At 71.1% G+C, this 26314-nt stretch carries 22 protein-coding genes and 1 pseudogene; 15 read left to right on the plus strand and 8 right to left on the minus strand.

The features are described from left to right. Positions 1-136: 136 nt before the first annotated feature. Positions 137-574 carry a gamma-glutamylcyclotransferase gene (locus ABZ930_RS38535; RefSeq protein WP_361559209.1) on the minus strand — a complete coding sequence of 146 codons (438 nt, stop codon included), beginning with the start codon at positions 572-574 and terminating at the stop codon, positions 137-139. 74 nt (positions 575-648) lie between these two features. On the opposite strand from ABZ930_RS38535, the pseudogene ABZ930_RS38540 reads away from it, so the two are divergent. After that, positions 649-2130: pseudogene (locus tag ABZ930_RS38540) on the plus strand (NAD(P)H-quinone dehydrogenase); the annotation flags it as partial. Positions 2131-2317: 187 nt separating this feature from the next. Continuing rightward, on the plus strand, positions 2318-3277 hold the full coding sequence (locus tag ABZ930_RS38545; RefSeq protein ID WP_361559211.1) for a DeoR/GlpR family DNA-binding transcription regulator: 960 nt from the start codon (positions 2318-2320) through the stop codon (positions 3275-3277). A gap of 297 nt (positions 3278-3574) precedes the next feature. Here ABZ930_RS38545 and ABZ930_RS38550 read toward each other — a convergent pair whose 3' ends face one another. Both ABZ930_RS38550 and ABZ930_RS38555 read right to left on the minus strand, forming a co-directional pair. Then, positions 3575-4156: a TetR/AcrR family transcriptional regulator gene (locus ABZ930_RS38550; RefSeq protein WP_361559214.1), complete on the minus strand. Its 582-nt coding sequence runs from the start codon at positions 4154-4156 to the stop codon at positions 3575-3577. Positions 4157-4272: 116 nt separating this feature from the next. Further along, a complete protein-coding gene (locus tag ABZ930_RS38555) occupies positions 4273-6045 on the minus strand; it encodes a biotin carboxylase N-terminal domain-containing protein (protein ID WP_361559217.1) in 1773 nt (590 codons plus the stop codon). A gap of 353 nt (positions 6046-6398) precedes the next feature. On the opposite strand from ABZ930_RS38555, the gene ABZ930_RS38560 reads away from it, so the two are divergent. Continuing rightward, complete coding sequence (locus ABZ930_RS38560; protein WP_361559220.1) at positions 6399-6860, plus strand: hypothetical protein; 462 nt, start codon at positions 6399-6401, stop codon at positions 6858-6860. On the opposite strand, the gene ABZ930_RS38565 is transcribed toward ABZ930_RS38560, so the two are convergent. The 4 genes from ABZ930_RS38565 to ABZ930_RS38580 form a co-directional block, all read right to left on the minus strand. Then, positions 6832-7443 carry a nucleoside triphosphate pyrophosphatase gene (locus tag ABZ930_RS38565; protein WP_361559223.1) on the minus strand — a complete coding sequence of 204 codons (612 nt, stop codon included), beginning with the start codon at positions 7441-7443 and terminating at the stop codon, positions 6832-6834. The two genes, ABZ930_RS38560 and ABZ930_RS38565, sit on opposite strands and share 29 nt — an antisense overlap. Positions 7444-7471: 28 nt before the next feature. Then, complete coding sequence (locus ABZ930_RS38570) at positions 7472-7600, minus strand: hypothetical protein (protein ID WP_361559226.1); 129 nt, start codon at positions 7598-7600, stop codon at positions 7472-7474. Positions 7601-7689: 89 nt separating this feature from the next. Then, positions 7690-7896 carry an acyl-CoA carboxylase epsilon subunit gene (locus ABZ930_RS38575; RefSeq protein WP_361559229.1) on the minus strand — a complete coding sequence of 69 codons (207 nt, stop codon included), beginning with the start codon at positions 7894-7896 and terminating at the stop codon, positions 7690-7692. A 20-nt stretch (positions 7897-7916) separates the two neighbouring features. After that, positions 7917-9512, minus strand: coding sequence for an acyl-CoA carboxylase subunit beta (locus ABZ930_RS38580; protein WP_361559232.1), 1596 nt, complete (start codon positions 9510-9512; stop codon positions 7917-7919). 125 nt (positions 9513-9637) lie between these two features. Between ABZ930_RS38580 and ABZ930_RS38585 the strand changes: the two genes are divergently transcribed. The 5 genes from ABZ930_RS38585 to hutH all read left to right on the plus strand — a co-directional run bounded on the left by ABZ930_RS38585 (position 9638) and on the right by hutH (position 15683). Continuing rightward, complete coding sequence (locus tag ABZ930_RS38585; protein WP_361559235.1) at positions 9638-10513, plus strand: biotin--[acetyl-CoA-carboxylase] ligase; 876 nt, start codon at positions 9638-9640, stop codon at positions 10511-10513. A gap of 290 nt (positions 10514-10803) precedes the next feature. Then, a complete protein-coding gene (locus tag ABZ930_RS38590) occupies positions 10804-11925 on the plus strand; it encodes an adenylate/guanylate cyclase domain-containing protein (protein ID WP_361559238.1) in 1122 nt (373 codons plus the stop codon). A 45-nt stretch (positions 11926-11970) separates the two neighbouring features. Then, positions 11971-12774 (plus strand): enoyl-CoA hydratase-related protein, encoded by an 804-nt coding sequence (locus ABZ930_RS38595; RefSeq protein WP_361559241.1) that lies wholly within the window; start codon positions 11971-11973, stop codon positions 12772-12774. A gap of 157 nt (positions 12775-12931) precedes the next feature. Beyond that, positions 12932-14080: a diguanylate cyclase gene (locus tag ABZ930_RS38600; RefSeq protein ID WP_361559244.1), complete on the plus strand. Its 1149-nt coding sequence runs from the start codon at positions 12932-12934 to the stop codon at positions 14078-14080. 64 nt (positions 14081-14144) lie between these two features. Then, positions 14145-15683 (plus strand): histidine ammonia-lyase, encoded by a 1539-nt coding sequence (hutH, locus tag ABZ930_RS38605; RefSeq protein ID WP_361559271.1) that lies wholly within the window; start codon positions 14145-14147, stop codon positions 15681-15683. A 99-nt stretch (positions 15684-15782) separates the two neighbouring features. On the opposite strand, the gene ABZ930_RS38610 is transcribed toward hutH, so the two are convergent. Next, positions 15783-16064 carry a hypothetical protein gene (locus tag ABZ930_RS38610; RefSeq protein ID WP_361559247.1) on the minus strand — a complete coding sequence of 94 codons (282 nt, stop codon included), beginning with the start codon at positions 16062-16064 and terminating at the stop codon, positions 15783-15785. A 109-nt stretch (positions 16065-16173) separates the two neighbouring features. Here ABZ930_RS38610 and ABZ930_RS38615 point away from each other — a divergent pair, with 109 nt between their 5' ends. The 7 genes from ABZ930_RS38615 to ABZ930_RS38645 all read left to right on the plus strand — a co-directional run bounded on the left by ABZ930_RS38615 (position 16174) and on the right by ABZ930_RS38645 (position 26219). Then, positions 16174-16521, plus strand: coding sequence for a hypothetical protein (locus ABZ930_RS38615; RefSeq protein WP_361559250.1), 348 nt, complete (start codon positions 16174-16176; stop codon positions 16519-16521). A 226-nt stretch (positions 16522-16747) separates the two neighbouring features. Continuing rightward, positions 16748-18013 (plus strand): Ig-like domain-containing protein, encoded by a 1266-nt coding sequence (locus tag ABZ930_RS38620; protein WP_361559253.1) that lies wholly within the window; start codon positions 16748-16750, stop codon positions 18011-18013. A gap of 140 nt (positions 18014-18153) precedes the next feature. Then, complete coding sequence (locus ABZ930_RS38625; protein ID WP_361559256.1) at positions 18154-19635, plus strand: ABC transporter permease; 1482 nt, start codon at positions 18154-18156, stop codon at positions 19633-19635. 32 nt (positions 19636-19667) lie between these two features. Then, a complete protein-coding gene (locus tag ABZ930_RS38630; protein WP_361559259.1) occupies positions 19668-20354 on the plus strand; it encodes an ABC transporter ATP-binding protein in 687 nt (228 codons plus the stop codon). Between the two features lie 185 nt (positions 20355-20539). After that, positions 20540-22042: an ABC transporter permease gene (locus ABZ930_RS38635; RefSeq protein ID WP_361559262.1), complete on the plus strand. Its 1503-nt coding sequence runs from the start codon at positions 20540-20542 to the stop codon at positions 22040-22042. A 53-nt stretch (positions 22043-22095) separates the two neighbouring features. After that, positions 22096-22782, plus strand: coding sequence for an ABC transporter ATP-binding protein (locus ABZ930_RS38640; protein WP_361559265.1), 687 nt, complete (start codon positions 22096-22098; stop codon positions 22780-22782). A 107-nt stretch (positions 22783-22889) separates the two neighbouring features. Continuing rightward, positions 22890-26219 (plus strand): S8 family serine peptidase, encoded by a 3330-nt coding sequence (locus ABZ930_RS38645; protein WP_361559268.1) that lies wholly within the window; start codon positions 22890-22892, stop codon positions 26217-26219. Positions 26220-26314: the final 95 nt, after the last annotated feature.

Consider the following 26314-nt stretch of genomic DNA (forward strand, 5'->3'; position numbering starts at 1 on the left):
TCTCGCGCAGTTCCCCGCGCCCCTGAGGCATGCGCTTCGCGCAGCCTCCCCTGGGGGCGCACGGAGTGTGCCCCTCAGGGGCGCGGGGAACTGCGCGACCAGCCCCCACCGGGCCGCAGGCGCGATGCGACCGGACTCAGCAGGGGCGCTTGCGCATCTCCATGACGTAGTCGTGGGGGGCGCCCGCCGAGTCGGCGGCGTCGGCGATCTCGCCCAGGTAGCGCGCGGAGGGGAGGCCCCCCTCGTACCCGTTCAGTACATACAGCCAGGCGGGCTCCTCGCCCTCCAGGGTGTCGATGCGCACCCGCATCCGCCGGTAGATGTCGAGGCCGACACCCTCCCAGCGGTCCATGGAGTCCTCGTCCATCGGAGCGATGTCGTACAGCGCGACGAAGACCTGCGAGCGCGGCGCCTCCACGATGGTGGCCAGCGAGCCCTCCCAGCCCATCTGCTCGCCCCCGAACGTCAGCCGCCAGCCGGTGAGCCAGCCGGTCGAGCGCAGCGGCGAGTGCGGGGCGCGGCGGCTCATCAGCCGCGCGTCGAGGTTGCCGGCGTACGCGGCGTAGAGCGACATGGGTCCGAGGGTACGACAGGGACGGCCGGGACCCCGGGTGAAGTCCGTACCAGGCAGGATCCGCGGCACGCACCCCGACAGGACGCCCCATTGTTGCGTGCGGGACAATGGGGCATGTGACTCGGATCGTGATCATCGGTGGCGGACCTGGCGGATACGAGGCGGCACTGGTGGCCGCCCAGCTCGGCGCGGAGGTGACCGTCGTCGACTGCGACGGTCTGGGCGGTGCGTCGGTGCTCACCGACTGCGTGCCGTCGAAGACCCTGATCGCCACGGCCGAGGTGATGACCACCTTCGACTCTTCGTACGAGGAGTTGGGGATCATCGTCGAGGACGACACCCCCGATCCGGACTCCCCGGCCCGCGTCGTCGGCGTCGACCTCGGCAAGGTCAACCGCCGGGTGAAGCGCCTCGCGCTCGCCCAGTCCCACGACATCACCGCGTCCGTCACGCGTGCGGGCGCGCGCGTGCTGCGCGGCCGGGGCCGGCTCGACGGCCAGCAGGACCTCGACGGCTCCCGCAAGGTCATCGTCACCGCCGCCGACGGCACCGAGGAGACGCTCACCGCCGACGCCGTGCTGCTCGCGACCGGCGCCCACCCGCGCGAGGTCCCGGACGCGCAGCCCGACGGCGAGCGGATCCTGAACTGGACGCAGGTGTACGACCTGGACGAGCTCCCCGAGGAGCTCATCGTGGTCGGTTCCGGTGTGACGGGTGCCGAGTTCGCCGGCGCCTACCAGGCCCTCGGCTCCAAGGTCACGCTCGTCTCGTCCCGCGACCGGGTGCTCCCCGGCGAGGACCCCGACGCCGCCGCCGTCCTGGAGGACGTCTTCCGGCGCCGCGGCATGAACGTCATGGCCCGTTCGCGCGCCGCCTCCGCCAAGCGCGTCGGCGACCGCGTCGAGGTCACCCTCTCCGACGGCCGCACCATCTCCGGCACGCACTGCCTGATGGCGGTCGGCGCCATCCCCAACAGCGAGGGGCTCGGTCTGGAGGGCGCCGGGGTCAAGGTGAAGGACTCCGGTCACATCTGGACCGACAAGGTCTCGCGCACGACCGCTCCTGGCGTGTACGCGGCCGGAGACGTCACCGGCGTGTTCGCCCTGGCGTCCGTGGCCGCGATGCAGGGCCGTATCGCGATGTACCACTTCCTGGGCGACGCGGTGGCCCCGCTGAACCTGAAGACCGTGTCGTCGAACGTGTTCACCGACCCCGAGATCGCCACCGTCGGCGTCTCGCAGGCCGACGTGGACGGCGGCAAGTTCGACGCCCGCGTCGTCAAGCTGCCGCTGCTGCGCAACCCGCGCGCCAAGATGCAGGGCATCAGGGACGGCTTCGTCAAGATCTTCTGCCGCCCCGGCACCGGCATCGTGGTCGGCGGTGTGGTCGTCGCGCCCCGCGCTTCGGAACTGATCCATCCCATTTCGATCGCGGTCGACAACAATCTGACGGTCGAGCAGATCGCGAACGCGTTCACCGTGTACCCCTCGCTGTCCGGATCCATCGCCGAAGTCGCCCGGCAGCTCCACACCCGCAAGCTCGCCGAAGAGGGCTGACCCCGGCCCGCCCGGCCCCGCGACCGGCCCGTTGTCACGGTGCGTCGCGGCCCATGCGGGAGGCATACGCACGGCGGGTAGGCACCCCGCCGTGCGTATACCACTTCCGGGGGTCTGGCATGAACAGAATCTGTAATTCGGCGCAAACTGCTGAAACCAGACGGTCGTTGGGGTTACTGTCAGTTTCGTGTTCGCTGCAGAACGTCGTCAATTGATCCTCGAAATGGTGCGAGCCAACGGGGCTGTATCGCTCCGTGAACTCGCCCGCGTCGTCCAGACCTCCGAAGTGACCGTACGGCGGGACGTGCGCGCACTGGAGGCAGAAGGACTCCTCGACCGCCGGCATGGCGGTGCGGTATTGCCGGGCGGATTCACGCGGGAGTCCGGTTTTCCGCAGAAGTCACATCTCGCGACCGCAGAGAAAACGGCCATCGCCGATCTCGCCGCGGGTCTCGTCGAAGAGGGCGAGGCCATCGTGGTGGGCGCGGGGACGACCACGCAGGAGCTGGCCCGCCGGCTCGCGCGTGTGCCGGGCCTGACCGTCGTCACCAACTCGCTCCTCGTCGCCCAGGCCTTGGCTCATGCCAACCGGGTCGAGGTCGTCATGACCGGTGGCACGCTGCGGGGTTCCAACTACGCCCTGGTGGGCAGCGGTGCCGAGCAGTCCCTCCAGGGGCTGAGAGTGTCGCGGGCGTTCCTGTCCGGGAGCGGCCTCACGGCCGAGCGCGGCCTGTCCACGTCCAACATGCTGTCGGCTTCGGTGGACCGGGCGCTCGTCCAGGCCGCCGCCGAGGTGGTGGTCCTCGCCGATCACTCGAAGCTCGGCACGGACACCATGTTCCAGACGGTGCCCACGGACGTGATCACGCGCCTCGTCACCGACGAGCCGCCCGCCCACGACGACCGCGCCGCCACCGAGTTGCAGGCGCTGGCCGATCAGGGAGTGCAGATCGCCGTCGCGGGTTCGGGGGCGACTGCCGCCGGGGGTGGTGAATCGGCTCCGGCACGGCAGTCCCGCCGGGATGTCCCCCTGCCCGTCCAGCGCCGGGGTCAACTCCCCGGAGGCGGTCACCCCTTGCGCAGCGCTGCCGCGATGGACCCGGCTCCGGAGCGCTCGGCGAGGGTGGCGGACCTCCGGCGCCGCTGAGGGGCGCGGGGAACTGCGCGCCCGGCCACGACGAGACGCGCACCCGGCGACGGCCCCCGGGGCTCCGCCCCGGACCCCGCTCCTCAATCGCCGGAGGGGCTTGATGGGGCAGAGGCGCGCCGCCGCCAGGAGCGCGGCCGGATGCGCATTGCCGCCAGGGGCGCGGGGAACTGCGCGCCCGGCCACGACGAGACGCGCATCCGGCGACGGACCCCGCTCCTCAATCGCCGGAGGGGCTTGATGGGGCAGAGGTGTGTCGCCGCCAGGGGCGCGGGGAACTGCGCGCCCGGCGGACGGTCACTGGGTGATGCCGCGCAGCGTCAAGGTCAGGAGGCGGTCGGCCAAGCCCGGGTCCGACGGAGTCTCCTCGGCGGCCAGCGCGATCGCGTTGGTCAGCTGCAGCAGATCCGTGATGGAGACGTCCCGGCGCACGGCGCCCGACTCCTGGGCCCGTGACAGAAGCGCCTGCCCCGCGTCGCGCATCGGCGCACTGCACCGGGCGAGAGCCGAACTCGCGTCCTGCGATGCCGACATGAGGGCGCCCGACAGGCCCCGGTACTCACTCGCGTGGGTGATGATGTCCCGCAGCCACGCCACGAGCGCGGAGCACGGCTGCGGGGCGTCGAGCAGCGCCCGGGAGCGGTCGAGCAGTTCGGTCACCGCCTCCTCGAAGACGGCGCTCATCAGCGCGTACCGGTTGGGAAAGTGCCGGTACAGGGTGCCGATGCCGACCCCGGCGCCGCGTGCCACGTCCTCCAGGGACGCCCCCGTACCGTGCTCGGCGAACGCCGTACGGGCGGTGGCGAGCAGCCGCTCGTAGTTGCGGCGGGCGTCCGCGCGCATGGGGCGGGCACCGGCGGGCGCGGTCTCGGACGTCATGGGGCCTCCCAGGGTGCGGGCCTTCAAGGATGCCTGATCGCTCCGGTGCGACGGCGAAGCGCCCGCCGGCCCTCTCACGGGGGCCAACGGGCGCTCGGTACAACCGGATCGGACCGTCAGTCCTTGATCTCGCAGATCGCGGCGCCGGAGGTGAGGGAGGCGCCGACCTCGGCGGACAGGCCCTTGACGGTGCCGGACTTGTGCGCGTTGAGCGGCTGCTCCATCTTCATGGCCTCCAGGACGACGATCAGATCGCCCTCCTTGACCTCCTGGCCCTCCTCGACAGCGATCTTCACGATCGTGCCCTGCATCGGGGAGGCGAGGGTGTCGCCGGAGGCGGCCGGGCCGGACTTCTTGGCCGCGCGCCGCTTGGGCTTGGCGCCCGCGTTGAGCCCGGTGCGGGCCAGCGACATGCCCATCCCGGCGGGCAGCGAGACCTCCAGGCGCTTGCCGCCGACCTCGACGACGACGGTCTCGCGACCGGCCTCGTCCTCCTCACCGTCGGCCGCGGGCGCGGCGAACGGCGGGATGTCGTTGACGAACTCGGTCTCGATCCACCGGGTGAAGATGGTGAACGGCTCGTCGGAGCCGGTCAGTTCGGGGGCGAACGCCGGGTCGGTGACGACCTTGCGGTGGAACGGGATGGCGGTGGCCATGCCCTCGACCTCGAACTCGGCCAGCGCGCGCGAGGCCCGCTCCAGGGCCTCCTTGCGGGTGCGGCCGGTCACGATCAGCTTGGCCAGGAGCGAGTCCCAGGCCGGGCCGATGACCGAGCCGGACTCGACGCCCGCGTCCAGGCGGACACCGGGACCGGCAGGGCCGTCGAACTTGGTGACGGTGCCGGGCGCGGGCAGGAAGCCCCGGCCCGGGTCCTCGCCGTTGATGCGGAACTCGAAGGAGTGACCGCGCAGCTCCGGGTCGCCGTAGCCGAGCTCCTCGCCGTCGGCGATGCGGAACATCTCACGGACCAGGTCGATGCCGGCGACCTCTTCGGTGACCGGGTGCTCGACCTGGAGACGTGTGTTGACCTCCAGGAAGGAGATCGTGCCGTCCGCGCCGACCAGGAACTCGACCGTGCCGGCGCCGACGTAGCCGGCCTCCTTCAGGATCGCCTTGGAGGCGGAGTACAGCTCCTCGACCTGGGCGTCGGACAGGAACGGCGCGGGGGCCTCCTCCACCAGCTTCTGGTGGCGGCGCTGCAGCGAGCAGTCACGGGTCGAGACGACCACCACGTTGCCGTGGGAGTCGGCCAGGCACTGGGTCTCCACGTGCCGGGGCTTGTCCAGGTAGCGCTCCACGAAGCACTCACCGCGGCCGAACGCCGCGACGGCCTCGCGCACCGCGGAGTCGTACAGCTCCGGAACCTCGTCCAGAGTGCGGGCGACCTTCAGACCGCGCCCGCCGCCGCCGAAGGCGGCCTTGATCGCGATCGGCAGACCGTGCTGCTCGGCGAACGCGACGACCTCGTCGGCGCCCGAGACCGGGTCCGGGGTGCCCGCGACCAGCGGGGCACCGGCGCGCTGCGCGATGTGCCGGGCGGCGACCTTGTCGCCGAGGTCACGGATGGCGTGCGGGGGCGGACCGATCCAGATCAGCTCCGCGTCCAGCACGGCCTGGGCGAACTCCGCGTTCTCCGACAGGAATCCGTAGCCGGGGTGGATGGCGTCCGCGCCCGAGTCCTTGGCGGCCTGCAACACCTTGGCGATGTCCAGATAGCTCGTCGCCGGGGTGTCACCACCCAGCGCGAAGGCCTCGTCGGCCGCGCGGACATGCAGAGCGTCCCGGTCCGGATCGGCATAGACGGCAACGCTCGCGATCCCAGCGTCCCGGCACGCCCGGGCCACGCGGACAGCGATTTCGCCACGGTTGGCGATGAGCACCTTGCGCACGATGGCTCCCTCCTTGAAACAAGCCGAGTTTAGGGACAGCCGACACGGGCTTACGACCCATCCCCAATGGTGAGCTTGCCCACACGGAGTGTGACTCGAGGGCCGCTCGGTCCCGGAAATCCCTTGTCGCGCCTGGCTGCGCGGGATCCCTCGGTCGAACCCTATCCCCGCCGTGTGGTCTAGGTCTCTGTGAGACCGCGCTGCGGCCAGTCGCCTTTCTTTGTGGAGTCCCTACGAATGGCCCAACGATTCTTTGCCTTCGGCAGACCCCTTGTCCGGAGGTTTACCCGTTAGTAGCGTTCGCGATGTCTCGACGTACTCGCAGTAACAGGCGATGGCTCAGGGGAAAGTGGGTGGGGCCGGTGGCCCGCAGGCCGGTGGCGTGGGTGGCCGCGATCGTGCTCTTCGCGGAGGCGCTCGGAATCGCCTTCCTGAACTGGTTCCTCGGCCTGGTGGTCGACAACCAGAAGATGTCCCTGGCGGGTCTCGACCCGCGTGCGATGACCATCGGCGCGTGGGTCGCGGGCGGTGTCTTCGGCCTCTATCTGGTGCTGTGCGCCGTGGTGCTGCTGCGCACGGCGATCACCGACCGGGGGCCGGGCGGCTTCGGGCGGATCCTGCTGATCAGCGTGGCCGTGGTGCACGGGCTGCTCGGCGCGTTCGTCATCGGCCCGGCGGGCTGGTTCGCGTTCCTCGCCATGATGGTCGTGCTCGGCCTCGTCGTGCTGACGCTGGTCGCCTACGACCGACGGGAGAACGCCCCGGCGAACGGCGCGCCCGGGCCCGCTAGCCCTCCCGCGCCCACAACTCCGTGACGCTGACGTCCAGTCGCGCCAGCAGCCGGCGCAGCAGCGGCAGGGACAGGCCGATCACGTTGCCGTGGTCGCCGTCGATGCCGTCGATGAAGGGCGCCGAGCGGCCGTCGAGGGTGAAGGCGCCCGCGACGTGGAGCGGCTCGCCCGTCGCCACGTAGGCGGCGATCTCCGCGTCGGTCGGCTCGCCGAACCGGACCACCGTGGAGCCGGTGCCCGAGGCGTACCGGCCGGAGGCGGTGTCGTAGACGCAGTGGCCCGTCTGAAGGGTGCCCGCGCGGCCCCGCATCGCCTTCCAGCGGGCCGTGGCCTCCTCGGCGTCGGCGGGCTTGCCGAGCGCCTCGCCGTCCAGGTCGAGGACGGAGTCGCAGCCGATGACGAGGGCGCCCTGCGCCTCGGGCCGGGCGGCCACGACGGAGGCCTTGGCCTCGGCGAGGGCGAGCGCGAGCTCCGCGGGGGTCGGGGCCGTCACGGCGTCCTCGTCGAAGCCGCTGACGACGACCTCCGGCGCGAAACCCGCCTGCCTCAGCAGGCCGAGACGGGCGGGGGACTGGGAGGCCAGGATCAGGCGGCGGGACGGCGTCATGGAGCCAGCGTATAGAACCGCAGGACCCTCACAGGACGCCCAGCACGAACATCGTCAGCACCATCGCCAGGGCCAGCACGACACTCGCCCGACGCAGCATCCCCTGCGTCGCGCGAAGCTCCTCCGGAGGCTTGTCCTCAGGGTCAGACCACAGCACGACATCGATACTGCGACGCGCACGCGCGGGGCGCCTGAGTACGCGTACTCAGGCGCCCCGCACAGACGGACCAGATTGTTCCGGTCGGCTCACGCCGGCCAGAACGTGCGCGACCAGCTCGCCGGGCCGGGGGCGGGCATCCGGTGGCGGGCGATGCGGGAGGGGTCGGCCCACGCGTCCCGCTCGGCCGCGGCCGCCGGGGCCTCGGGCGCCGCCGCGGCCCGGGCTCTGACCACCGCCAGTGCGGCGGCCAGCTCCTCGGGGGTCGGGTTTCCCCGGACGACCTTGATCATCATGGTCGGTGGCTCCCTTCGGCCTAGAGGGGGATGTTGCCGTGCTTCTTCGGGGGCAGGCTCTCCCGCTTGGTGCGCAGCTGGCGCAGGCCCTTCACGACGTGGGCGCGGGTGTCGGACGGCAGGATCACCGCGTCGATGTAGCCGCGCTCGGCCGCCGTGTAGGGGTTGAGGAGCGTGTCCTCGTACTGCTGGATGAGCTGCGCCCGCGTCTCCTCGGCGTTCCCGGCGGCCTCGGCCGCCGCGATCGTCTTGCGGTGCAGGATGTTGACCGCGCCCTGCGCGCCCATGACCGCGATCTGCGAGGTGGGCCACGCCAGGTTCAGGTCGGCGCCCAGGTGCTTGGAGCCCATCACGTCGTACGCGCCGCCGAACGCCTTGCGGGTGATGATCGTGATCAGCGGGACGGTCGCCTCGGCGTACGCGAAGATCAGCTTGGCGCCGCGCCGGATGATGCCCTCGTGCTCCTGCTCGACGCCCGGCAGGAAGCCGGGGACGTCCACGAAGGTCAGCACCGGCACGTTGAAGGCGTCACACGTGCGGACGAACCGCGCGGCCTTCTCGCTCGCGTGGATGTCGAGGCAGCCGGCGAACTGCATCGGCTGGTTGGCGACGATGCCGACCGGGCGGCCCTCGACCCGGCCGAAGCCGGTCAGGATGTTCGGCGCGAACAGCGACTGCGTCTCGAAGAACTCGGCGTCGTCCAGGACGTGTTCGATCACCGTGTGCATGTCGTACGGCTGGTTGGCGCTGTCCGGGACGATGGTGTCCAGCTCGCGGTCCTCGTCCGTGACGGCCAGGTCGGCCTCCTCGGGGAAGGCGGGCGGCTCGCTCAGGTTGTTCGACGGCAGGTAGGACAGCAGCGACTTCACGTACTCGATGGCGTCCTTCTCGTCGCCCGCCATGTGGTGCGCGACACCGGAGCGCGAGTTGTGCGCCCGCGCGCCGCCCAGCTCCTCGAAGCCGACGTCCTCGCCGGTGACCGTCTTGATGACGTCGGGTCCGGTGATGAACATGTGGCTGGTCTGGTCGACCATCACCGTGAAGTCGGTGATCGCGGGGGAGTACACCGCGCCGCCCGCGCACGGGCCGACGACCAGGCTGATCTGCGGGATGACGCCCGAGGCGTGGGTGTTGCGGCGGAAGATCTCGCCGTACATGCCCAGCGCCATCACACCCTCCTGGATGCGGGCGCCGCCGGAGTCGTTGATGCCGATGACCGGGCAGCCGGTCTTCAGCGCGAAGTCCATCACCTTCATGATCTTCTGGCCGAAGACCTCGCCGAGGGCGCCGCCGAAGACGGTGAAGTCCTGCGAGAACACGGCCACCGGGCGGCCGTCGACCGTGCCGTAGCCGGTCACCACGCCGTCGCCGTACGGTTTGTTGGCGTCCAGGCCGAAGTCGGTCGAGCGGTGCCGCGCGAACTCGTCCAGCTCCACGAACGAGTCCTCGTCCATCAGCAGATCGATCCGCTCACGGGCCGTCAGCTTGCCCTTGGCGTGCTGCTTCTCGACCGCGCGGGCCGAACCCGCGTGGGTCGCCTCGTCGATCCTGCGCCGCAGATCCTCGATCTTGCCTGCGGTGGTGTGGATGTCGGGCTTCTCTTCCAACTCGGACATCGGGATGCGGCTCCCTGCCTGGACAGTTCGTGGGGTGGGGGACGGTGCGGTGGCTACTGACTCGTAGCGTAGTGGCGCGAATACTGCTCGGCAGTGCGGCGTTTGCCACACCTACGCTGGGTTGCATGACGCCGCGAGATGGTTCAGACGTGCCCGAGAACAACCGCTGGTCGGACCTCGACCGGCCACCGCTGGGCGAGGCGGGGCTGCGCCGCTCCCTCCTGCGCGGGGACGGACTGTGGTCGTCCCTCGAAGTGGTGCCCCGTACCGGCTCCACCAACACCGACCTGGTGACCCGGGCGTCCTCCGGCGCCGTCGCCGAGGGGGCCGTGCTGATCGCCGAGGAGCAGAGCGCGGCGCGCGGGCGGCTCGACCGGCGCTGGTCGGCTCCGCCGCGCTCGGGGCTGTTCTTCTCCGTGCTGCTCAAGCCCGGGGAGCACGAGGTGCCGGTGGAGCGCTGGGGGTGGCTGCCGCTGCTCGCCGGGGTCGCGCTCGCCACGGGGCTCTCGTCGGCGGCCGGGGTCGACACGGCGCTGAAGTGGCCGAACGACCTGCTGCTCACGGTGGGCGGCGAGGAGCGCAAGGCCGCCGGGATCCTCGCGGAGCGGGCCGGGGCGGACGGGGTCGTGGTCGGGATCGGGCTGAACGTGTCGCTGCGGGCGGAGGAGCTGCCGGTCGCCACCGCGGGGTCGCTGGCGCTGGCCGGGGCGAAGGTGGTGGACCGGGAGCCGTTGCTGCGGGCCGTTCTGCGGTCGTTCGAGCGGTGGTATCTCGAGTGGTGTGCGGCGCAGGGGGATCCCGGGGTGTCGGGGTTGCAGGCGACGTATGCCGCCGGGTGCGCGACGCTGGGGCGGTCCGTGCGGGCTCAGTTGCCCGGGGGGCGGGATCTTGTGGGGGAGGCGGTTGCCGTGGACTCTGACGGGCGGCTGGTGATCGCCCCGGCCGACGGGCCCCGTGAGTCGGTGGGCGCCGGCGACATCATCCACCTGCGTCCGGCGTAGCCCTTCGGCTGCGGCCCGGTGGGGGCTGGTCGCGCAGTTCCCCGCGCCCCTGAGATGCGCACTTCGTGCGCCATCTCATCGAGAGAGGCGCGGCGAAGACGCAGCCTCAGGGGAGGCTGCGCGGAGCGCATGTCTCAGGGGCGCGGGGAACTGCGCGAGGAGCCCCACCGGGCCGCGGACGGGAAACAACCCGGCGACCCGGTTCGAACGGAGTGACCTGGCGCACAGGGGCTGCCGTAGAGTTGAGCCCGGTCGATACCTGACCGTGGCAGATCGGAAGGGCAGCAGGCGTGACCGTCGACGACTCGGGCTTTGGCACGGGTGGCCAAGGCGACCCCGAGAAGTCGGAAGGGGCCGAGGAAAACCCGGAGGATCCCCTCGCCCTGCGGCTCGAAGGGCTCATCCTCGGCGCCGAGCGCCGCTACACCCCGTTCCAGGCCGCCCGCAGCGCGGGCGTCTCCATGGAGCTGGCCTCCCGCTTCTGGCGGGCCATGGGCTTCGCCGACATCGGCCAGGCCAAGGCGCTGACCGAGGCCGACGTGCTGGCGCTGCGCCGGCTCGCCGGTCTGGTGGAGGCGGGGCTGCTCAGCGAGGCGATGGCCGTGCAGGTCGCCCGGTCGACGGGCCAGACCACGGCGCGACTCGCCGAGTGGCAGATCGACTCGTTCCTGGAGGGGCTCACCGAACCGCCCGAGCCCGGCATGACCCGTACCGAGGTCACCTATCCGCTGATAGAGCTGCTCCTGCCCGAGCTGGAGGAGTTCCTGGTCTACGTGTGGCGGCGGCAGCTGGCCGCGGCCACCGGGCGGGTGGTCCAGGCCGGGGACGACGAGGAGATGGTGGACCGGCGGCTCGCCGTCGGCTTCGCCGACCTCGTCGGGTTCACGCGGCTGACCCGGCGGATGGAGGAGGAGGAGCTCGGCGAGCTGGTCGAGGCCTTCGAGACCACGGCCGCCGACCTGGTCGCCGCGCACGGCGGGCGGCTCATCAAGACGCTCGGCGACGAGGTGCTGTTCGCCGCCGACGACGCCGGGATCGCGGGCGAGATCGCGCTGCGGCTCATCGAGACGATGAGCAACGACGAGACCATGCCCGAGCTGCGCGTCGGCATGGCCTTCGGGACCGTGACGACCCGGATGGGCGATGTCTTCGGGACCACCGTGAACCTCGCGAGCCGGCTCACCTCGATAGCGCCCCGGGACAACGTGCTGGTGGACGGCGCCTTCGCCGAGGAGCTGATCCGCACCGGCGACGCGCCGACGTCGGAGGCCGAGGCCGCCGTCGAGGCGCAGAAGGCCGAGCAGGACGGCGAGGAGCCCCCGTCGTACCGGTTCGCGCTCCAGCCCATGTGGCAGCGGCCCGTGCGTGGTCTCGGTGTCGTCGAGCCCTGGACGCTGACCCGCCGCACCTGACACCCTCCGGTTAACGTCAGTTAACCGGAGTGGAGGAGTGCGGTCGTGGCTGAGGACCAGCGGTTCGGGGAGTTCGTCGGGGTCACGCGGCACGAGGGCGGCACCGTCGCCGAGCTGACGCTCGACCGGCCCAAGGCGATGAACGCGGTGTCCAGCGACATGGCCCGGTCCATCGGCGCCGCGTGCGACGCGCTGGCGGCCGACAGCGACGTACGGGTCGTGGTCGTCGCCTCCAGCGGCGAGCGGGCGTTCTGCGTCGGCGCCGACCTCAAGGAGCGGAACTCGTTCTCCGACGCCGAGCTGGTCCGGCAGCGGCCCGTCACGCGGGCCGCCTACACGGGCGTACTCGACCTGCCGATGCCGACGATCGCCGCCGTGCACGGCTTCGCGCTGGGCGGCGGGTTCGAGCTGGCGCTCGCCTGCGATCTGATCGTGGCCGACGACAGCGCCGTGGTCGGGCTGCCGGAGGTGTCGGTCGGGGTGATTCCCGGCGGTGGCGGTACGCAGTTGCTGCCGCGCCGGGTCGGGGCCGCGCGGGCCGCCGAGCTGATCTTCACGGCGCGCCGCCTCGAAGCGCAGGAGGCGCGGGAGCTCGGGCTCGTCGACCACCTCGTGGGCGCGGGGCAGGACCGTACGGAGGCGCTCGCGCTGGCCGCCCGGATCGCCGCCAACTCGCCCGTCGGGCTCCGCGCCGCCAAGCGGGCGCTGCGGCTCGGGCACGGGCTGGATCTGCGGGCCGGGCTCGAGGTGGAGGATGCGGCGTGGCGGTCCGTGGCGTTCTCGGGGGACCGGGCCGAGGGGGTCGCCGCGTTCAACGAGAAGCGGGCGCCTCGGTGGCCCGGGGTCTGAGCCCTGGGTGGTCCTTCGTCCGCGGCCCGGTGGCCTCTTCTCGCGCAGTTCCCCGCGCCCCTGAGTGCGAGCTTCGCTCGCCCCAGGGGCGCCGCTTCCCCCTTGATCGGGTGTACACAATTCACCGTAATGCCGAGAATGTACCTAACCTGGACTAATGGGAGAGGATGTCCGGCTGCGGGCCGTCGTGATGCTCGCGCAGGGCATGGCGGCCGCGCAGTCTCCGCGGGAGTCCTGGCGGGCGGCCGCGCTCGGCGCCTGTCACGCGCTGTCGGGGAACTTCGCCGCGCTGTCGGTGTGGGAGCGCGAGCGCGGGCAGCTGCGGGTGCTGGTCAACGTGGGGGAGCGCGCGGCCGGCGAGGAGGAGTTCCCCGAGGACGAGACCTATCCGGTGCACCAGTTCCCGGAGATCACCGAGTTCCTGCACGAGCGGTGGGCCGGCGGCGGCGAGCCCGACGCGTGGGTCGAGACCGCCGACGGGCCGGTCGAGGACGCCGGGTACTGCCATCAGCGGGTGGCCGCGCTGCGCCGCCGGGGGCGCGGGAGCTGTGTCGTCGCGCCGGTCGTGCTGCACGGGCGGGCGTGGGGCGAGCTGTACGTCGCGCGGCCGCACGGCGTGCCCGCGTTCGTGCCCGCGGACGCCGATCTCGCGACCGTACTGGCCTCCGTGGTGGCCGCCGGACTCGCGCAGACCGAACGCCTGGAGGAGGCCCGGCGGCTGGCCTTCACGGACGCGCTGACCGGCCTCGCCAACCGGCGGGCCGTCGACATACGCCTCGACCAGGCGGTGGAGCGGCACCGGACGGAGGGCGCCGTGCTCAGCCTCGTGGTGTGCGACCTGAACGGGCTCAAGCGGGTCAACGACACCCTCGGCCACGCGATCGGCGACCGGCTCCTCGAACGGTTCGGCTCCGTGCTGTCGCTGTGCGGCGCGATGCTGCCCGGCGCGCTCGTGGCCCGGCTCGGCGGCGACGAGTTCTGCCTGCTGGCCCTCGGCCCGTCCGCCGACGACGTGGTGCGGGTCGGCGACGAGATCTGCACGCGGGCGGCGGAGATGGAGCTCGGCGAGGGCGTCGCGGTCGGCGTCGCCTCGACCGGGGACCCGATCGGCGAGGTCAGGAGCGCGCGCCGGCTCTTCCGGCTCGCGGACGCCGCCCAGTACAAGGCCAAGGCGCTGCGCGCCGCGCGGCCGGTGGTCGCCGGGCGGGACGGCGGCCTCGACGATCCGGTCGTCCGCCTCGCCGACGCCCCGCCGCCGGTCACCGGGGACCGGGAGCGGCGGCGGATCAGGGGCCGCGACCAGTAAGGGTCTTTCCCGGAACTCGGTCGTGACATCCAGAGATTCACTGCGTACGCTCCTGAATATGGATATGCACACTGTGGTGGTCGGGACGGCCGGGGTCACCGCTGCCGATGTCGTCGCCGTCGCCCGCCGCGACGCCCGGATCGAACTCTCCGCGGAGGCCGTCCAGGCGCTCACCGCGGCCCGCGAGATCGTCGACGCGCTCGCCGCGAAGCCCGAGCCGGTCTACGGCGTCTCCACCGGGTTCGGCGCCCTCGCCACCCGGCACATTAGCCCCGAGCTGCGCGCCCAGCTCCAGCGCAACATCGTGCGCTCGCACGCCGCGGGCATGGGCCCGCGCGTGGAGCGCGAGGTGGTGCGCGCGCTGATGTTCCTGCGCCTGAAGACCGTCTGCTCCGGGCACACCGGTGTCCGCCCCGAGGCCGCGCAGACCATGGCGGACGTGCTCAACGCCGGGATCACCCCGGTCGTGCACGAGTACGGCTCGCTCGGCTGCTCCGGCGACCTCGCCCCGCTCAGCCACTGCGCGCTCGCCCTCATGGGCGAGGGTGACGCCGAGGGCCCCGACGGGGTCGTCCGGCCCGCCGGCGAACTCCTCGCCGAGCACGGCATCGCGCCGGTCGAGCTGCGTGAGAAGGAGGGCCTGGCCCTCCTCAACGGGACCGACGGCATGCTCGGCATGCTCGTCATGGCCCTCGACGACCTGGAGAACCTGTACAAGGCCGCCGATGTCACCGCCGCGCTGTCGCTGGAGGCGCTGCTCGGCACCGACAAGGTCCTCGCCCCCGAGTTGCACGCCATCCGCCCGCACCCCGGGCAGGCCGCCTCCGCCGCCAACATGCTGGCCGTGCTGAAGGGCTCGGAGCTCACCGGGCACCATCAGGACGACGCGCCGCGCGTGCAGGACGCGTACTCCGTGCGGTGCGCCCCGCAGGTCGCCGGGGCCGGGCGGGACACCATGGCGCACGCGCGGCTCGTCGCCGAGCGGGAGCTGGCCGCCGCCGTCGACAATCCCGTGGTGCTGCCCGACGGACGCGTCGAGTCCAACGGCAACTTCCACGGTGCGCCGGTCGCCTATGTGCTCGACTTCCTCGCCATCGCCGCCGCCGACCTCGGCTCCATCGCCGAGCGGCGCACGGACCGGCTGCTCGACAAGAACCGCTCGCACGGGCTGCCGCCGTTCCTCGCGGACGACGCCGGGGTCGACTCGGGGCTCATGATCGCGCAGTACACGCAGGCCGCGCTGGTGAGCGAGCTGAAGCGGCTCGCCGTGCCGGCGTCGGCCGACTCGATCCCGTCCTCCGCGATGCAGGAGGACCACGTGTCCATGGGCTGGTCGGCGGCGCGCAAGCTGCGGACCGCCGTCGACAATCTGGCGCGGATCGTGGCGGTCGAGCTGTACGCGGCGACCCGGGGTGTCGAGCTGCGGGAGGGGCTGCGTGCGGCTCCGGCGTCCCGTGCCGTGATCGCTGCCGCTCGGGAGGCCGGGGTTCAGGGGGCCGGGCCCGATCGGTTCCTGGCGCCCGATCTCGCCGCCGCTGATGTGTTCGTGCGGAGTGGGGCGCTGGTGGCCGCCGTCGAGGGCGTCACCGGGGCGCTGGCCTAGGGGGTTCGCGCCTTCTCGTCCGCCATGTGCGGACCGTTCGCGGGCGCGGGCGCGCTGTGGCTGGTCGCGCAGTTCCCCGCGCCCCTCACGGGGCGCCCCCTACTCCACCGTGCGCTCCCTGCGGACCGAGTACGCCACGAAGGCCACGCCCATGCCCAGGAAGGCCGAGCCGCCGACCACGTACGGGGTGGTGTCCACCGTTCCCGTGTCGGCCAGGCGGAGTTGGTGGTCGGACTGGGACCCGACCGTGGCGGCGGTGCGCTCCTGGTCGGCGGTGCTCGTGTGCCCCGGGGTCGCGGTGGCGCTGGGAACGAACCACAGGGCGGCCAGGAGCGTCCCGGCGGCGGTGGCGGTGAACAGTGATCGACGTGCGACGGACACGGAAGCGATCCCCCTTGTGGCGCTGGCGAATTGGCCGTGTGGGGCGATCCTAGTGACAGGGGCGGGTCACCGGAAAGTCGCGGGGGCCGCGGGCCGTACGCTCCGCGTCATGAGTACTGATGAGACGTCACGCTTTGTTCGCCTGAAGGTGGAATTGGTCCTGGAGGTCGTCGACGGGGAGGCGCTGACCGGCGGAGCCCTGCAGCGCATCGCCGAGTCCTCCGCGCAGGGAGAGCTGCCGGAGGGGGAGCGCTCGCACGCCGAGAGCGCCGTGCAGGAGGACGAGGCGGAGGCCGTCGCGTATCTGGTGGACCCGTTCGACCTGGTCGGCGACGTACCGGGCGCCGAACTCGTGCAGGCCTCCTGGTCCAGCGAACAGGTCGACTACGACCCCGACTCACCGGACTGGGACCTCGACGAGGATGATGGCGGGGAGGACGGCGAGGACGACGTGTAGCGGTCGGTGCGACGGGGAACCCCGGGGCCGCCGCCCCGGGGTTCCGCCGTTTCCGACGGGGATCGCGGGGGCGCCGTTACCACGGGTGCATCGGTGGTCACCCCCTTTTCTACGTGGTGTCCCCCACATCGGGGCTCTTCGGGAACGGCCTGAAGCGGTCACTGCGTTATGTATGGGTAAGGGGAACCTCTGTGTTCCTCCGGGGAGATCCGGAAAATCGGCGACTATGGAGAAGCGTGTGATGACGGACGGTAAGCGGCGCAAGGGTCTGATGGCCGCGTCCGCCCTGCTCGGCGGTGTTCTGGTGCTCTCCGCGTGCAGCGGCGGCGACGGTGACAGTGCCGCGTCGGGCAGCGGCGAGAAGACGCAGCAGCAGGCCGATGAGGCCGCGGCGAAGAAGACCTCCGAGGCCGACATCAAGATCGCGCCGAAGGACGGCTCCGACAACGCGAGCATCAACAACGCCGCCAAGGTCACCGTGAGCAAGGGCACGCTCAGCGAGGTCAAGATGACCACGGCCGACGGCACCGCCGTCGCCGGTCAGATAGCCACGGACAAGAAGAGCTGGAAGCCCACCGGCCAGCTCGCCCGCGCGACCACGTACAAGATCGCCGCCGTGGCGAAGGACTCCGACGGCCGCGCCGCGCACGAGAACTCGCAGTTCACGACGGTCTCCCCGGCCAACAGCTTCATCGGCAACTTCACGCCGGAGGACGGTTCGACCGTCGGCGTCGGCATGCCGGTCTCGATCAACTTCGACAAGGCGATCACCAACAAGTCGGACGTGCAGTCCCACATCACGGTGTCGTCCAGCAGTGGCCAGGAGGTCGTCGGCCACTGGTTCAGCGCCAACCGCCTGGACTTCCGCCCCGAGGACTACTGGAAGGGCGGCTCCACCGTCACCCTGAAGCTGGACCTCGACGGCGTCGAGGGCGCCAGCGGCGTGACCGGTGTGCAGCAGAAGACGGTCACCTTCAAGATCGGGCGCAACCAGGTCTCCACGGTCGACGCCAAGACCAAGACGATGACCGTCACCCACGACGGCAAGGTCGTCAAGACCATCCCGATCTCCGCCGGATCGCCCGAGAACAAGACGTACGAGGGCCAGATGGTGATCTCCGAGAAGTTCAAGGAGACCCGGATGAACGGCGCGACGGTCGGCTTCACGGACGACGACGGCAAGGGCGAGTACGACATCAAGGACGTGCCGCACGCGATGCGCCTGTCGAACTCCGGCACCTTCATCCACGGCAACTACTGGGGCGCCAAGTCGATCTTCGGCTCGGTGAACACCAGCCACGGCTGCGTCGGCCTCTCCGACGCCAAGGGCGCCAACGACTCCAGCACCCCGGGCGCCTGGTTCTACGACAACTCGATGGTCGGCGACGTCGTCATCGTGAAGAACACCGGCGACAAGACGGTCCAGCCGGACAACGGCCTCAACGGCTGGAACCTGAGCTGGGCGGACTGGAAGGCCGGCTCCGCCGCCTGAGCCGCAGCTCCTTTTCGTGTGAACCCCGGTACACCCCGTGTACCGGGGTTCAGCGTATTCACGGTGTTTTTAGCGGGCACTTATGAAGACCGCATGCGGCTCACAGCTCACTGCAAAGCGCTGTCCTTACTGTCCGGTCCATGTTCCTCACCTACCTCAGGCGCGAATTGAGGCGGCGCCGGAAGGCTGCCCTCGTCGTCGCCTCCGGGCTCGCGCTCGGCATCGCGCTGGTCATCACGGTCACGTCGGTCTCGGCCGGGATGAAGCAGGCCCAGAGCAAGGTTCTGGAGTCCCTCTACGGCCTCGGCACCGACATGACGGTGACCAAGGCCGCCTCCGCTCCCAAGAGCGGCGACCGCCCCAACTTCAAGTTCGACGCCAACGGCGACGACGACTCCAGCAAGACCCAGTCGACCGACCGCGTCATGACGTCGGGTGGCCAGACGCTCAAGTCGTCGCTGATCGCCGAGGTCGCGGACCAGGAGGGCGTCTCCTCCGCGACCGGCGCCCTCACCCTCAACGTCATGAAGGTCTCCGGCCAGTTCAGCCAGGGCCAGGCCCAGAGCCAGTCCCAGGGACAGGGCCAGGGCCAGGGCGCTCCCTCCGGTGAGGGCGGCGGTGAGGGCGGCGTGCAGGGCGGCGGCGCGAACTTCGACGTCAACTCGTACTCCGTGTACGGCATCGACGTCGCGCACCAGGGCCTCGGCCCGCTCTCCACGATGGAGATCACCAAGGGCCGGACCTTCAAGGCGGCCGAGACGAACGCCAAGGTCGCGGTCCTCTCGAAGTCGTACGCCAAGGAGAACTCCAAGGCCGTCGGCGACACGCTCACCGTCAACAAGGTGAAGTACGAGGTCATCGGCATCGCGCAGGCGAGCAGCAGCGACTCGACCGGCGACGTCTACCTGCCGCTGAAGCAGGCGCAGACCCTCGCCGACGCCAAGAACAAGGTCTCCACCATCTATGTGAAGGCCGCCGACTCGAAGCAGATCGACACCGTCAAGGCGACGATCAAGAAGAACATCTCGGGGACCACGGTCACCACCTCCTCCGACCTCGCCGACACCGTCTCCGGCTCGCTGTCGACCGCCTCCAACCTCGCCTCCAGCGTGGGCAAGTGGCTGTCCGTCGTGGTGCTCGCCGCGGCCGTGATCGTCGCCGCGCTGCTCACCTCCTCGGCGGTCTCGCGCCGGGTGCGGGAGTTCGGCACGCTCAAGGCGCTCGGCTGGAAGTCGGGCCGGGTCACCCGCCAGGTCGCGGGTGAGGCGATCGTCAACGGGCTCATCGGCGGTGTCCTCGGCATCGCGCTCGGCGTCGTCGCCGCGTACGCCGTCACGGCCTTCAGCCCGACCCTGAGCGCGTCCCTCGGCTCCACCGGCGGCGGTGGCGGCGGTGGCGGCGGTATGGGCGGGCCCGGCGGCGGGGGCGGCATGGGCGGCGGCCCCGGCGGCGGCTCGTCCGCGGCCAGCACCATCGACGTGGCGCTCTCCGCCCCGGTCAGCCTCTCCACGATCGCGCTCGCCGCGGGCCTGGCGATCGGCGGCGGTCTGATCGCCGGTGCGTACGGCGGCTGGCGGGCCTCGCGGCTGCGCCCCGCGGACGCGCTGCGCCGCGTCGAGTAGCCCACCGCCCTTTCCCCCTAAAGGAGTTCACCATGTACGAACTGCGCGGCGTGACCAAGCAGTACAAGCGCGGCAAAGAGACCGTCGACGCCCTGCGCGGTGTCGACCTGACCGTGGAGGACGGCGGCCGGCTCGTCATCCAGGGCCCGACGGGCGGCGGCAAGTCGACGCTGCTCCAGATGCTCGGCGGCCTCGACCGGCCCACCGCGGGCAGCGTCCACCTCGACGGCACCGACCTCGCGACGCTCTCCGAGGCGAAGCTGACGAAGGTGCGCAGCGAGAAGATCGGCATCATCTTCCAGTCCTTCAACCTCATCCCGACGCTCACCGCGCAGGAGAACGTGGAGACGGCGCTGGTCCCGCTGGGGCTGAAGGTCGCCGAGCGGCGCGAGCGGGCGGCCGAAGCCCTGAAGTCCGTAGGACTGGGGGAGCGGTTGACGCATCTGCCGTCCGAGATGTCCGGTGGCCAGCAGCAGCGCGTCGCCATCGCCCGCGCGCTCGTGAAGAACCCCAAGGTGCTCCTCGCCGACGAGCCCACCGGCAACCTCGACGAGTCCATGCGCGACGAGATCATGGACGTACTCGAAGGGCTGTGGCGCGAGCACAACCTGACGTTCATCATGGTCACCCACGACTCGACCCTCGCGAAGGCCGCTCCGCGGCTGGCCACGATTCGGAAGGGTCGGATCTCGGTCTCGGAGAACGTCGGCGCGGCCTGAGCCCTGGCGCGGGTCCCGGGGCTCCGCCCCGGACCCCGCTCCTCAAACGCCGGAGGGGCTTGAGGAGCGGGGTCTCATGCCGTTCTCATCCGCGCCTCACAGAACCCTTACAGCGCCTCAATACGGTTCCGCTGATTCCTGTCAGCGCCCCGATCCCGCGGGCCGTCATCCGGCGAGGCTCCCACATGTTCTTCACCTACCTCAGGCGTGAGTTGCGCCGCCGCAGAAAGGCGGCCCTGGTCGTCGCCTCAGGGCTCGCCCTCGGCATCGCGCTCGTCATCGTCGTCAGCTCCGTGTCCTCCGGCATGAACAAGGCGCAGGACAAGGTCCTGCAGTCCCTGTACGGCCTCGGCACCGACATGACCGTCACCAAGGCGGCCGCGGCGCAGACCGGGGACAACGGGCGGCCGAACTTCAAGTTCGGCGCCCAGGACAGCGACTCCGACAAGGAGCAGTCCACCGACCGCGTCATGGTCCAGGGCTTCCAGACGCTCGCCTCCTCCACGGTCACCAAAGTGGCCGACCAGAAGGGCGTCGCCGACACCGTGGGCGGCCTGAACCTCCAGGTCATGAAGGTCAGCGGGCAGTTCACGCGCGGCCAGTTCAAGCAGGACCAGAGCCAGGGGCAGCAGGGCCAGGGCCAGGGCGGTCCCGGCGGCCAGAACGGCGGCGGCAACGGCCAGCCGCAGGGCCGCGTCGAGGGCGGCGGCGCCAACTTCGACGTCAACTCCTTCTCGGTGTACGGCACCGACGTCACCAAGCAGAACCTCGGCCCGCTGACCACCTCGAAGATCACCAAGGGCCGGACGTTCAAGACGTCCGAGACGAACGCCAAGGTGGCCGTGGCCGACGCCTCGTACGCCAAGGAGAAGAAGCTCGCCGTCGGTGACGACGTCACCATCCACGGCACGAAGTTCAAGGTCGTCGGCGTCTCCACCGCGGACAGCGGCGACTCGGCCGCCAACCTCTACATCCCGCTGAAGCAGGCGCAGACCGTCGCCGACATGAAGAACAAGGTCACGACGGTCTACGTCAAGGCCACCGACTCGCAGCAGATCGACTCGGTGAAGTCGACCATCAGCAAGAACATCTCGGGCACCACGGTCACCACCTCCGCGGACCTCGCCAAGACCGTCTCCGGCTCGCTCTCCACGGCCTCCTCGCTCGCCTCGAACGTCGGCAAGTGGCTGTCGATCGCGGTGCTCGTCGCCGCGTTCCTCGTCGCGGGCCTGCTCACCTCGTCCGCCGTCTCGCGCCGCGTCCGCGAGTTCGGCACGCTCAAGGCGCTCGGCTGGAAGTCGGGCCGGGTCACCCGCCAGGTCATCGGCGAGGCCGTCGTCAACGGGCTCATCGGCGGCGTCCTCGGCATCGGGATCGGTCTGGCCGGCGCGTACGTGGTCACCGCGATCAGCCCGACCCTCAGCGCGTCCCTCGGCTCGACCGGCGGTGGCGGGGGCGGCGGCTTCGGCGGCGGTGGCGGCATGGGCGGCCCCGGCGGCGGAGGCCCCGGCGGCATGCGGCAGTCCGCGAGCAAGACCCTCGACATCGCACTGACCGCGCCGATCTCCGGCACCACCATCGCCCTCGCGGTCGGCCTCGCCGTCGCGGGCGGTCTGATCGCCGGCGCGTTCGGCGGCTGGCGGGCCTCGCGCCTTCGCCCGGCGGACGCGCTGCGCCGCGTCGAGTAGGCAGCGGACCGGCCCCACCCATCAACCTCCTTACGCAGCACAGGAGTCGCACCATGTATCAGCTCAGAGGCGTCACCAAGCAGTACCAGCGCGGCAAGGAGCGCATCGACGCGCTCGCCGGGGTGGACCTGACCATCGGCGACGGCGACCGGCTCGTCATCCAGGGCCCGACCGGCGGCGGCAAGTCGACGCTGCTCCAGATGCTCGGCGGCCTCGACCGGCCCACCGCGGGCAGCATCGAACTCGACGGCACCGACCTGGCCAAGCTGCCCGAGGCCCGGCTGACCAAGGTCCGCGCCGAGTCCATCGGGTTCGTCTTCCAGTCCTTCAACCTCATCCCGACGCTCACCGCGCAGGAGAACGTCGAGACGGCGCTGGTCCCGCTGGGGCTGAAGGTCGCCGAGCGGCGGGAGCGGGCGGCCGAAGCCCTGAAGTCCGTAGGTCTCGGTGAGCGGCTGACGCATCTGCCGTCCGAGATGTCCGGTGGCCAGCAGCAGCGCGTCGCCATCGCCCGCGCGCTCGTGAAGAACCCCAAGGTGCTCCTCGCCGACGAGCCGACCGGCAACCTCGACGAGTCCATGCGCGACGAGATCATGGACCTGCTGGAGACCCAGTGGAAGGAGCACGGGCTCACTTTCATCATGGTCACCCACGACTCGGCGATCGCCCGCAAGGCCCCGCGCCTCGCGACGATCCGCAAGGGCCAGATCAAGATCACCGAGAACGAAAAGGCCAAGTAAAGAAATCCTGGTGACCGGTGCAACCCGGGAACCCCCTGGGCCATCTGTAGGCCCGGGGGGTTTCTCATCAGGCCCCCTGCGGTGAACACCGTTCCCAGGGGGGAAAGTTGCACAGACAGCCACATTCTCGGACGCGGCGGGCGGCGCTCGTCGCGGGCGCCGCAGCCGTCGCGGTCACCGCGGGCGTCGCCCTGCCGGCGCACTCCGCGCCGGCGGCCGCCGCGCACACCGGTGCGGGACAGGCGTTCAAGCCCAGGACGCACATCACGCTCATCACCGGCGACCGGGTCGCGGTGGACGCCAAGGGCCGGCCGGCCGGGGTGGAGCCGGCCGCGGGGCGCGCGCACATACCCGTGCAGACCCGCAAGGTCGGGGGACACACCTATGTGGTGCCCCTCGACGCACAGCGCCTGATAGCCGCCGGAAAGCTGGACCAGCGGCTCTTCGACATCACCGAGCTGTCCAAGGCGTCGTACAAGAAGGCGCAGAAGAACGGCCTCAAGGTCATCGTCGGCTACCGGGGCGCCGCGGCCGGTGCCCGCGCCGAGGTGCGCGACGCCGGTGACACGACCGTGCGCCGCTCGCTGAAGTCGCTGAACGCGGACGCGGTGACCACGCCGAAGACCGACGCGGTGAAGCTGTGGAAGGCCGTCACCGACCGGGACGGCACCACCGCCTCCGGCGTGAGCCGCATCTGGCTCGACGGCATCCGCCGGGCCAGCCTCGACAAGTCCGTGCCGCAGATCGGCGCGCCCACCGCCTGGGCCGCCGGATACGACGGCAAGGGTGTCAAGATCGCCGTGCTCGACACCGGCGTCGACACCACGCACCCCGACCTGAAGGACCAGGTCGCCGCGTCGAAGAACTTCTCCACCGCGCCCGACGCCACCGACCACTTCGGGCACGGCACCCACGTCGCGTCCATCGCGGCCGGTACGGGCGTCAAATCGGGCGGCACGTACAAGGGCGTCGCCCCGGGTGCCAAGCTGCTCAACGGCAAGGTGCTCGACAACGACGGCTTCGGCGACGACTCCGGCATCCTCGCCGGCATGGAGTGGGCGGCCGCGCAGGGCGCCGACATCGTGAACCTCAGCCTGGGCGGCGGCGACACCGCCGAGATCGACCCGCTCGAGGCCGAGGTCAACAAGCTGTCGCAGGAGAAGGGCATCCTCTTCGCCATCGCGGCGGGCAACGAGGGCCCGAACTCCATCGGTTCGCCCGGCAGCGCCGACGCCGCGCTGACCGTCGGCGCCGTCGACGACAAGGACAGGCTCGCCGACTTCTCCTCCACCGGGCCGCGCGTCGGCGACGGCGGTATCAAGCCGGACGTGACGGCGCCGGGCGTCGACATCACGGCCGCCGCCGCGAAGGGCAGCGTCATCGCCCAGGAGGTCGGCGAGAAGCCGGCCGGGTATCTGACGATCTCCGGTACGTCGATGGCGACGCCGCATGTCGCCGGCGCCGCCGCGATCCTCAAGCAGCAGCACCCGGACTGGACGTACACGCAGCTCAAGGGCGCCCTGGTCGGCTCGGCCAAGGGCACCGCCGGCCTCACCCCGTTCCAGCAGGGCAGCGGCCGGATCCAGGTCGACAAGGCCATCGGGCAGACCGTGTTCGCCGAGCCGGTCTCCGTCGGATTCGGCATCGCGCAGTGGCCGCACACCGACGACAAGCCGCTCACCAAGCAGGTCACGTACCGCAACACCGGCACGAAGGACGTCACCCTCGACCTGACCGTCCAGGGCACGGGCCCCAAGGGCCAGCCGGCCCCCGCGGGCTTCTTCACGCTCGGCTCGTCCACGGTGACGGTCCCGGCGGGCGGCACCGCGACGGCCGACGTGACCGCCGACACCCGCCTCGGCGGCACCGCCGACGGCGCCTACTCGGCGTACATCACGGCGACCGGCGACGGACAGACCGTGCGCACCGCCGCCGCGGTGACGCGCGAGATCGAGTCGTACGACGTGAAGCTCACGCACCTCGGCCGCGACGGCAAGCCGCTGTCGACGTACCTGAGCGACCTCATGGGGTACACCGGCCTCGGCAAGGAGCAGATGTACTCGGCGGAGCCGAGCGACTCCGGCACGGTGACGCTGCGCGTGCCGCGCGGCGACTACGTGCTGGACGCGTGGCTCGCCAAGGACGTCGTCGACTTCAAGGGCGGCGTCGACTGGTTCGTCCAGCCGAAGCTCAGCGTCACCAAGAACATCAGCCTCACCCTGGACGCCCGTAAGACCAAGAAGGCCGACATCACGGTGCCGGACACGGCGGCGAAGCCGGTCAGCGCCAGCATCGGCTACGCGTACGACCCGGCGGAGGTCGGACTCGTGCTCCAGCTCGGCTCGTTCGCCGACATCCGCATGGCGGGCCTCGGCCCGGACGTGTCGAGCGGCCTGTCGCAGACCTGGTTCGGGCAGTGGCGCAAGGGCGGCGGCGCCGAGTACGACGTCGCGACCGCGGCCAAGGTCAAGCACATCGTCGGCGACAAGTCCAAGCACTACAAGAAGTCCGAGCTCGCCACGGTGGTCAACACGCTGGGCGCCTCGGCCCCCGGCAAGACCGGCGCCCTGGAGCCGATGGGCGTGCTCTCCGACGACCTCGTCGTCGGCGTGCCCGTCGAGCAGAAGCTCCCGGGCACCCGCACCCTGTACCTGTCGACCGCCGAGCGGATCCGATGGACCTGGGACCTCTACCAGTTCGCGGGCAAGGACCAGGACGGCAACCCGGTCCCCGACGCCCTCTACTCACTGGGCGAACCGCAGACGTTCAAGGCGGGCAAGAAGTACGCGAAGACGTTCAACACGGCCGTCTTCGCACCGCGGGTGGGCGGTGACTACGGCCTCTTCCGCGACGGCAACGAGATCTTCGGCTCGCTGCCGCTGTTCGCCGACGGCAAGACGCACGCGGGCTACTCGGACGTCACCTCGGCGACCACGACGCTGTACCGCAACGGCACCAAGGTCGGCTCCAACAAGGACCCGCTCTTCGGAGACGAGGCGTTCACCGTTCCCTCGGGCGACGCCGCGTACAAGCTGACCACGTCGGTGAAGCGCAGCTCCAAGGTGTCCGCCGTGTCCACGCGGATCGACGCCGGCTGGACGTTCCGCTCGAAGAAGCCGGCCGACTTCGCCCGGCTTCCGGCGTCCGGCGTGCGGTTCGCCCCGGTGGTCGGCACCGACAGCCGGGTGACCGCCAAGAAGACCCAGTCCGTCCCGGTCTCCGTCACCGGCTCCGCCGCGGGCTCCCAGCTCAAGTCGCTCTCCGTGTACGTCAGTTACGACGACGGCAAGAACTGGAAGAAGGTCTCCGTCAAGAGCGGCAAGGTCAGCGTGAAGAACCCGGCCAAGGGCAAGGCCATCGCCCTCCGCGCCAAGATCACCGACAAGAAGGGCAACACGTCGACGATCACGATCCACAACGCGTACTACGGCAAGTGACCTAGGGCCTGTCCGGCGGATCTTGTCGCGGGCGCGGGGTCTGGCACGCCGACCTGCGGCGTTGTCGTCGGTTGCCAACGCTCCGCGTTGACGCC

Source organism: Streptomyces sp. NPDC046716, from assembly GCF_040645755.1.
Lineage (GTDB): Bacteria > Actinomycetota > Actinomycetes > Streptomycetales > Streptomycetaceae > Streptomyces.

Excerpts from the sequence above, each read along its gene's own strand:
- ABZ930_RS38535 (WP_361559209.1), bottom strand. The coding sequence starts at position 574 with ATGTCGCTCTACGCCGCGTACGCCGGCAACCTCGACGCGCGGCTGATG.
- ABZ930_RS38550 (WP_361559214.1), bottom strand. The coding sequence starts at position 4,156 with ATGACGTCCGAGACCGCGCCCGCCGGTGCCCGCCCCATGCGCGCGGAC.
- ABZ930_RS38565 (WP_361559223.1), bottom strand. The coding sequence starts at position 7,443 with ATGACGCCGTCCCGCCGCCTGATCCTGGCCTCCCAGTCCCCCGCCCGT.
- ABZ930_RS38575 (WP_361559229.1), bottom strand. The coding sequence starts at position 7,896 with ATGATGATCAAGGTCGTCCGGGGAAACCCGACCCCCGAGGAGCTGGCC.
- ABZ930_RS38580 (WP_361559232.1), bottom strand. The coding sequence starts at position 9,512 with ATGTCCGAGTTGGAAGAGAAGCCCGACATCCACACCACCGCAGGCAAG.
- ABZ930_RS38585 (WP_361559235.1), top strand. The coding sequence starts at position 9,638 with ATGACGCCGCGAGATGGTTCAGACGTGCCCGAGAACAACCGCTGGTCG.
- ABZ930_RS38600 (WP_361559244.1), top strand. The coding sequence starts at position 12,932 with ATGGGAGAGGATGTCCGGCTGCGGGCCGTCGTGATGCTCGCGCAGGGC.
- hutH (WP_361559271.1), top strand. The coding sequence starts at position 14,145 with ATGCACACTGTGGTGGTCGGGACGGCCGGGGTCACCGCTGCCGATGTC.
- ABZ930_RS38615 (WP_361559250.1), top strand. The coding sequence starts at position 16,174 with ATGAGTACTGATGAGACGTCACGCTTTGTTCGCCTGAAGGTGGAATTG.
- ABZ930_RS38620 (WP_361559253.1), top strand. The coding sequence starts at position 16,748 with ATGGAGAAGCGTGTGATGACGGACGGTAAGCGGCGCAAGGGTCTGATG.
- ABZ930_RS38625 (WP_361559256.1), top strand. The coding sequence starts at position 18,154 with ATGTTCCTCACCTACCTCAGGCGCGAATTGAGGCGGCGCCGGAAGGCT.
- ABZ930_RS38630 (WP_361559259.1), top strand. The coding sequence starts at position 19,668 with ATGTACGAACTGCGCGGCGTGACCAAGCAGTACAAGCGCGGCAAAGAG.
- ABZ930_RS38635 (WP_361559262.1), top strand. The coding sequence starts at position 20,540 with ATGTTCTTCACCTACCTCAGGCGTGAGTTGCGCCGCCGCAGAAAGGCG.
- ABZ930_RS38640 (WP_361559265.1), top strand. The coding sequence starts at position 22,096 with ATGTATCAGCTCAGAGGCGTCACCAAGCAGTACCAGCGCGGCAAGGAG.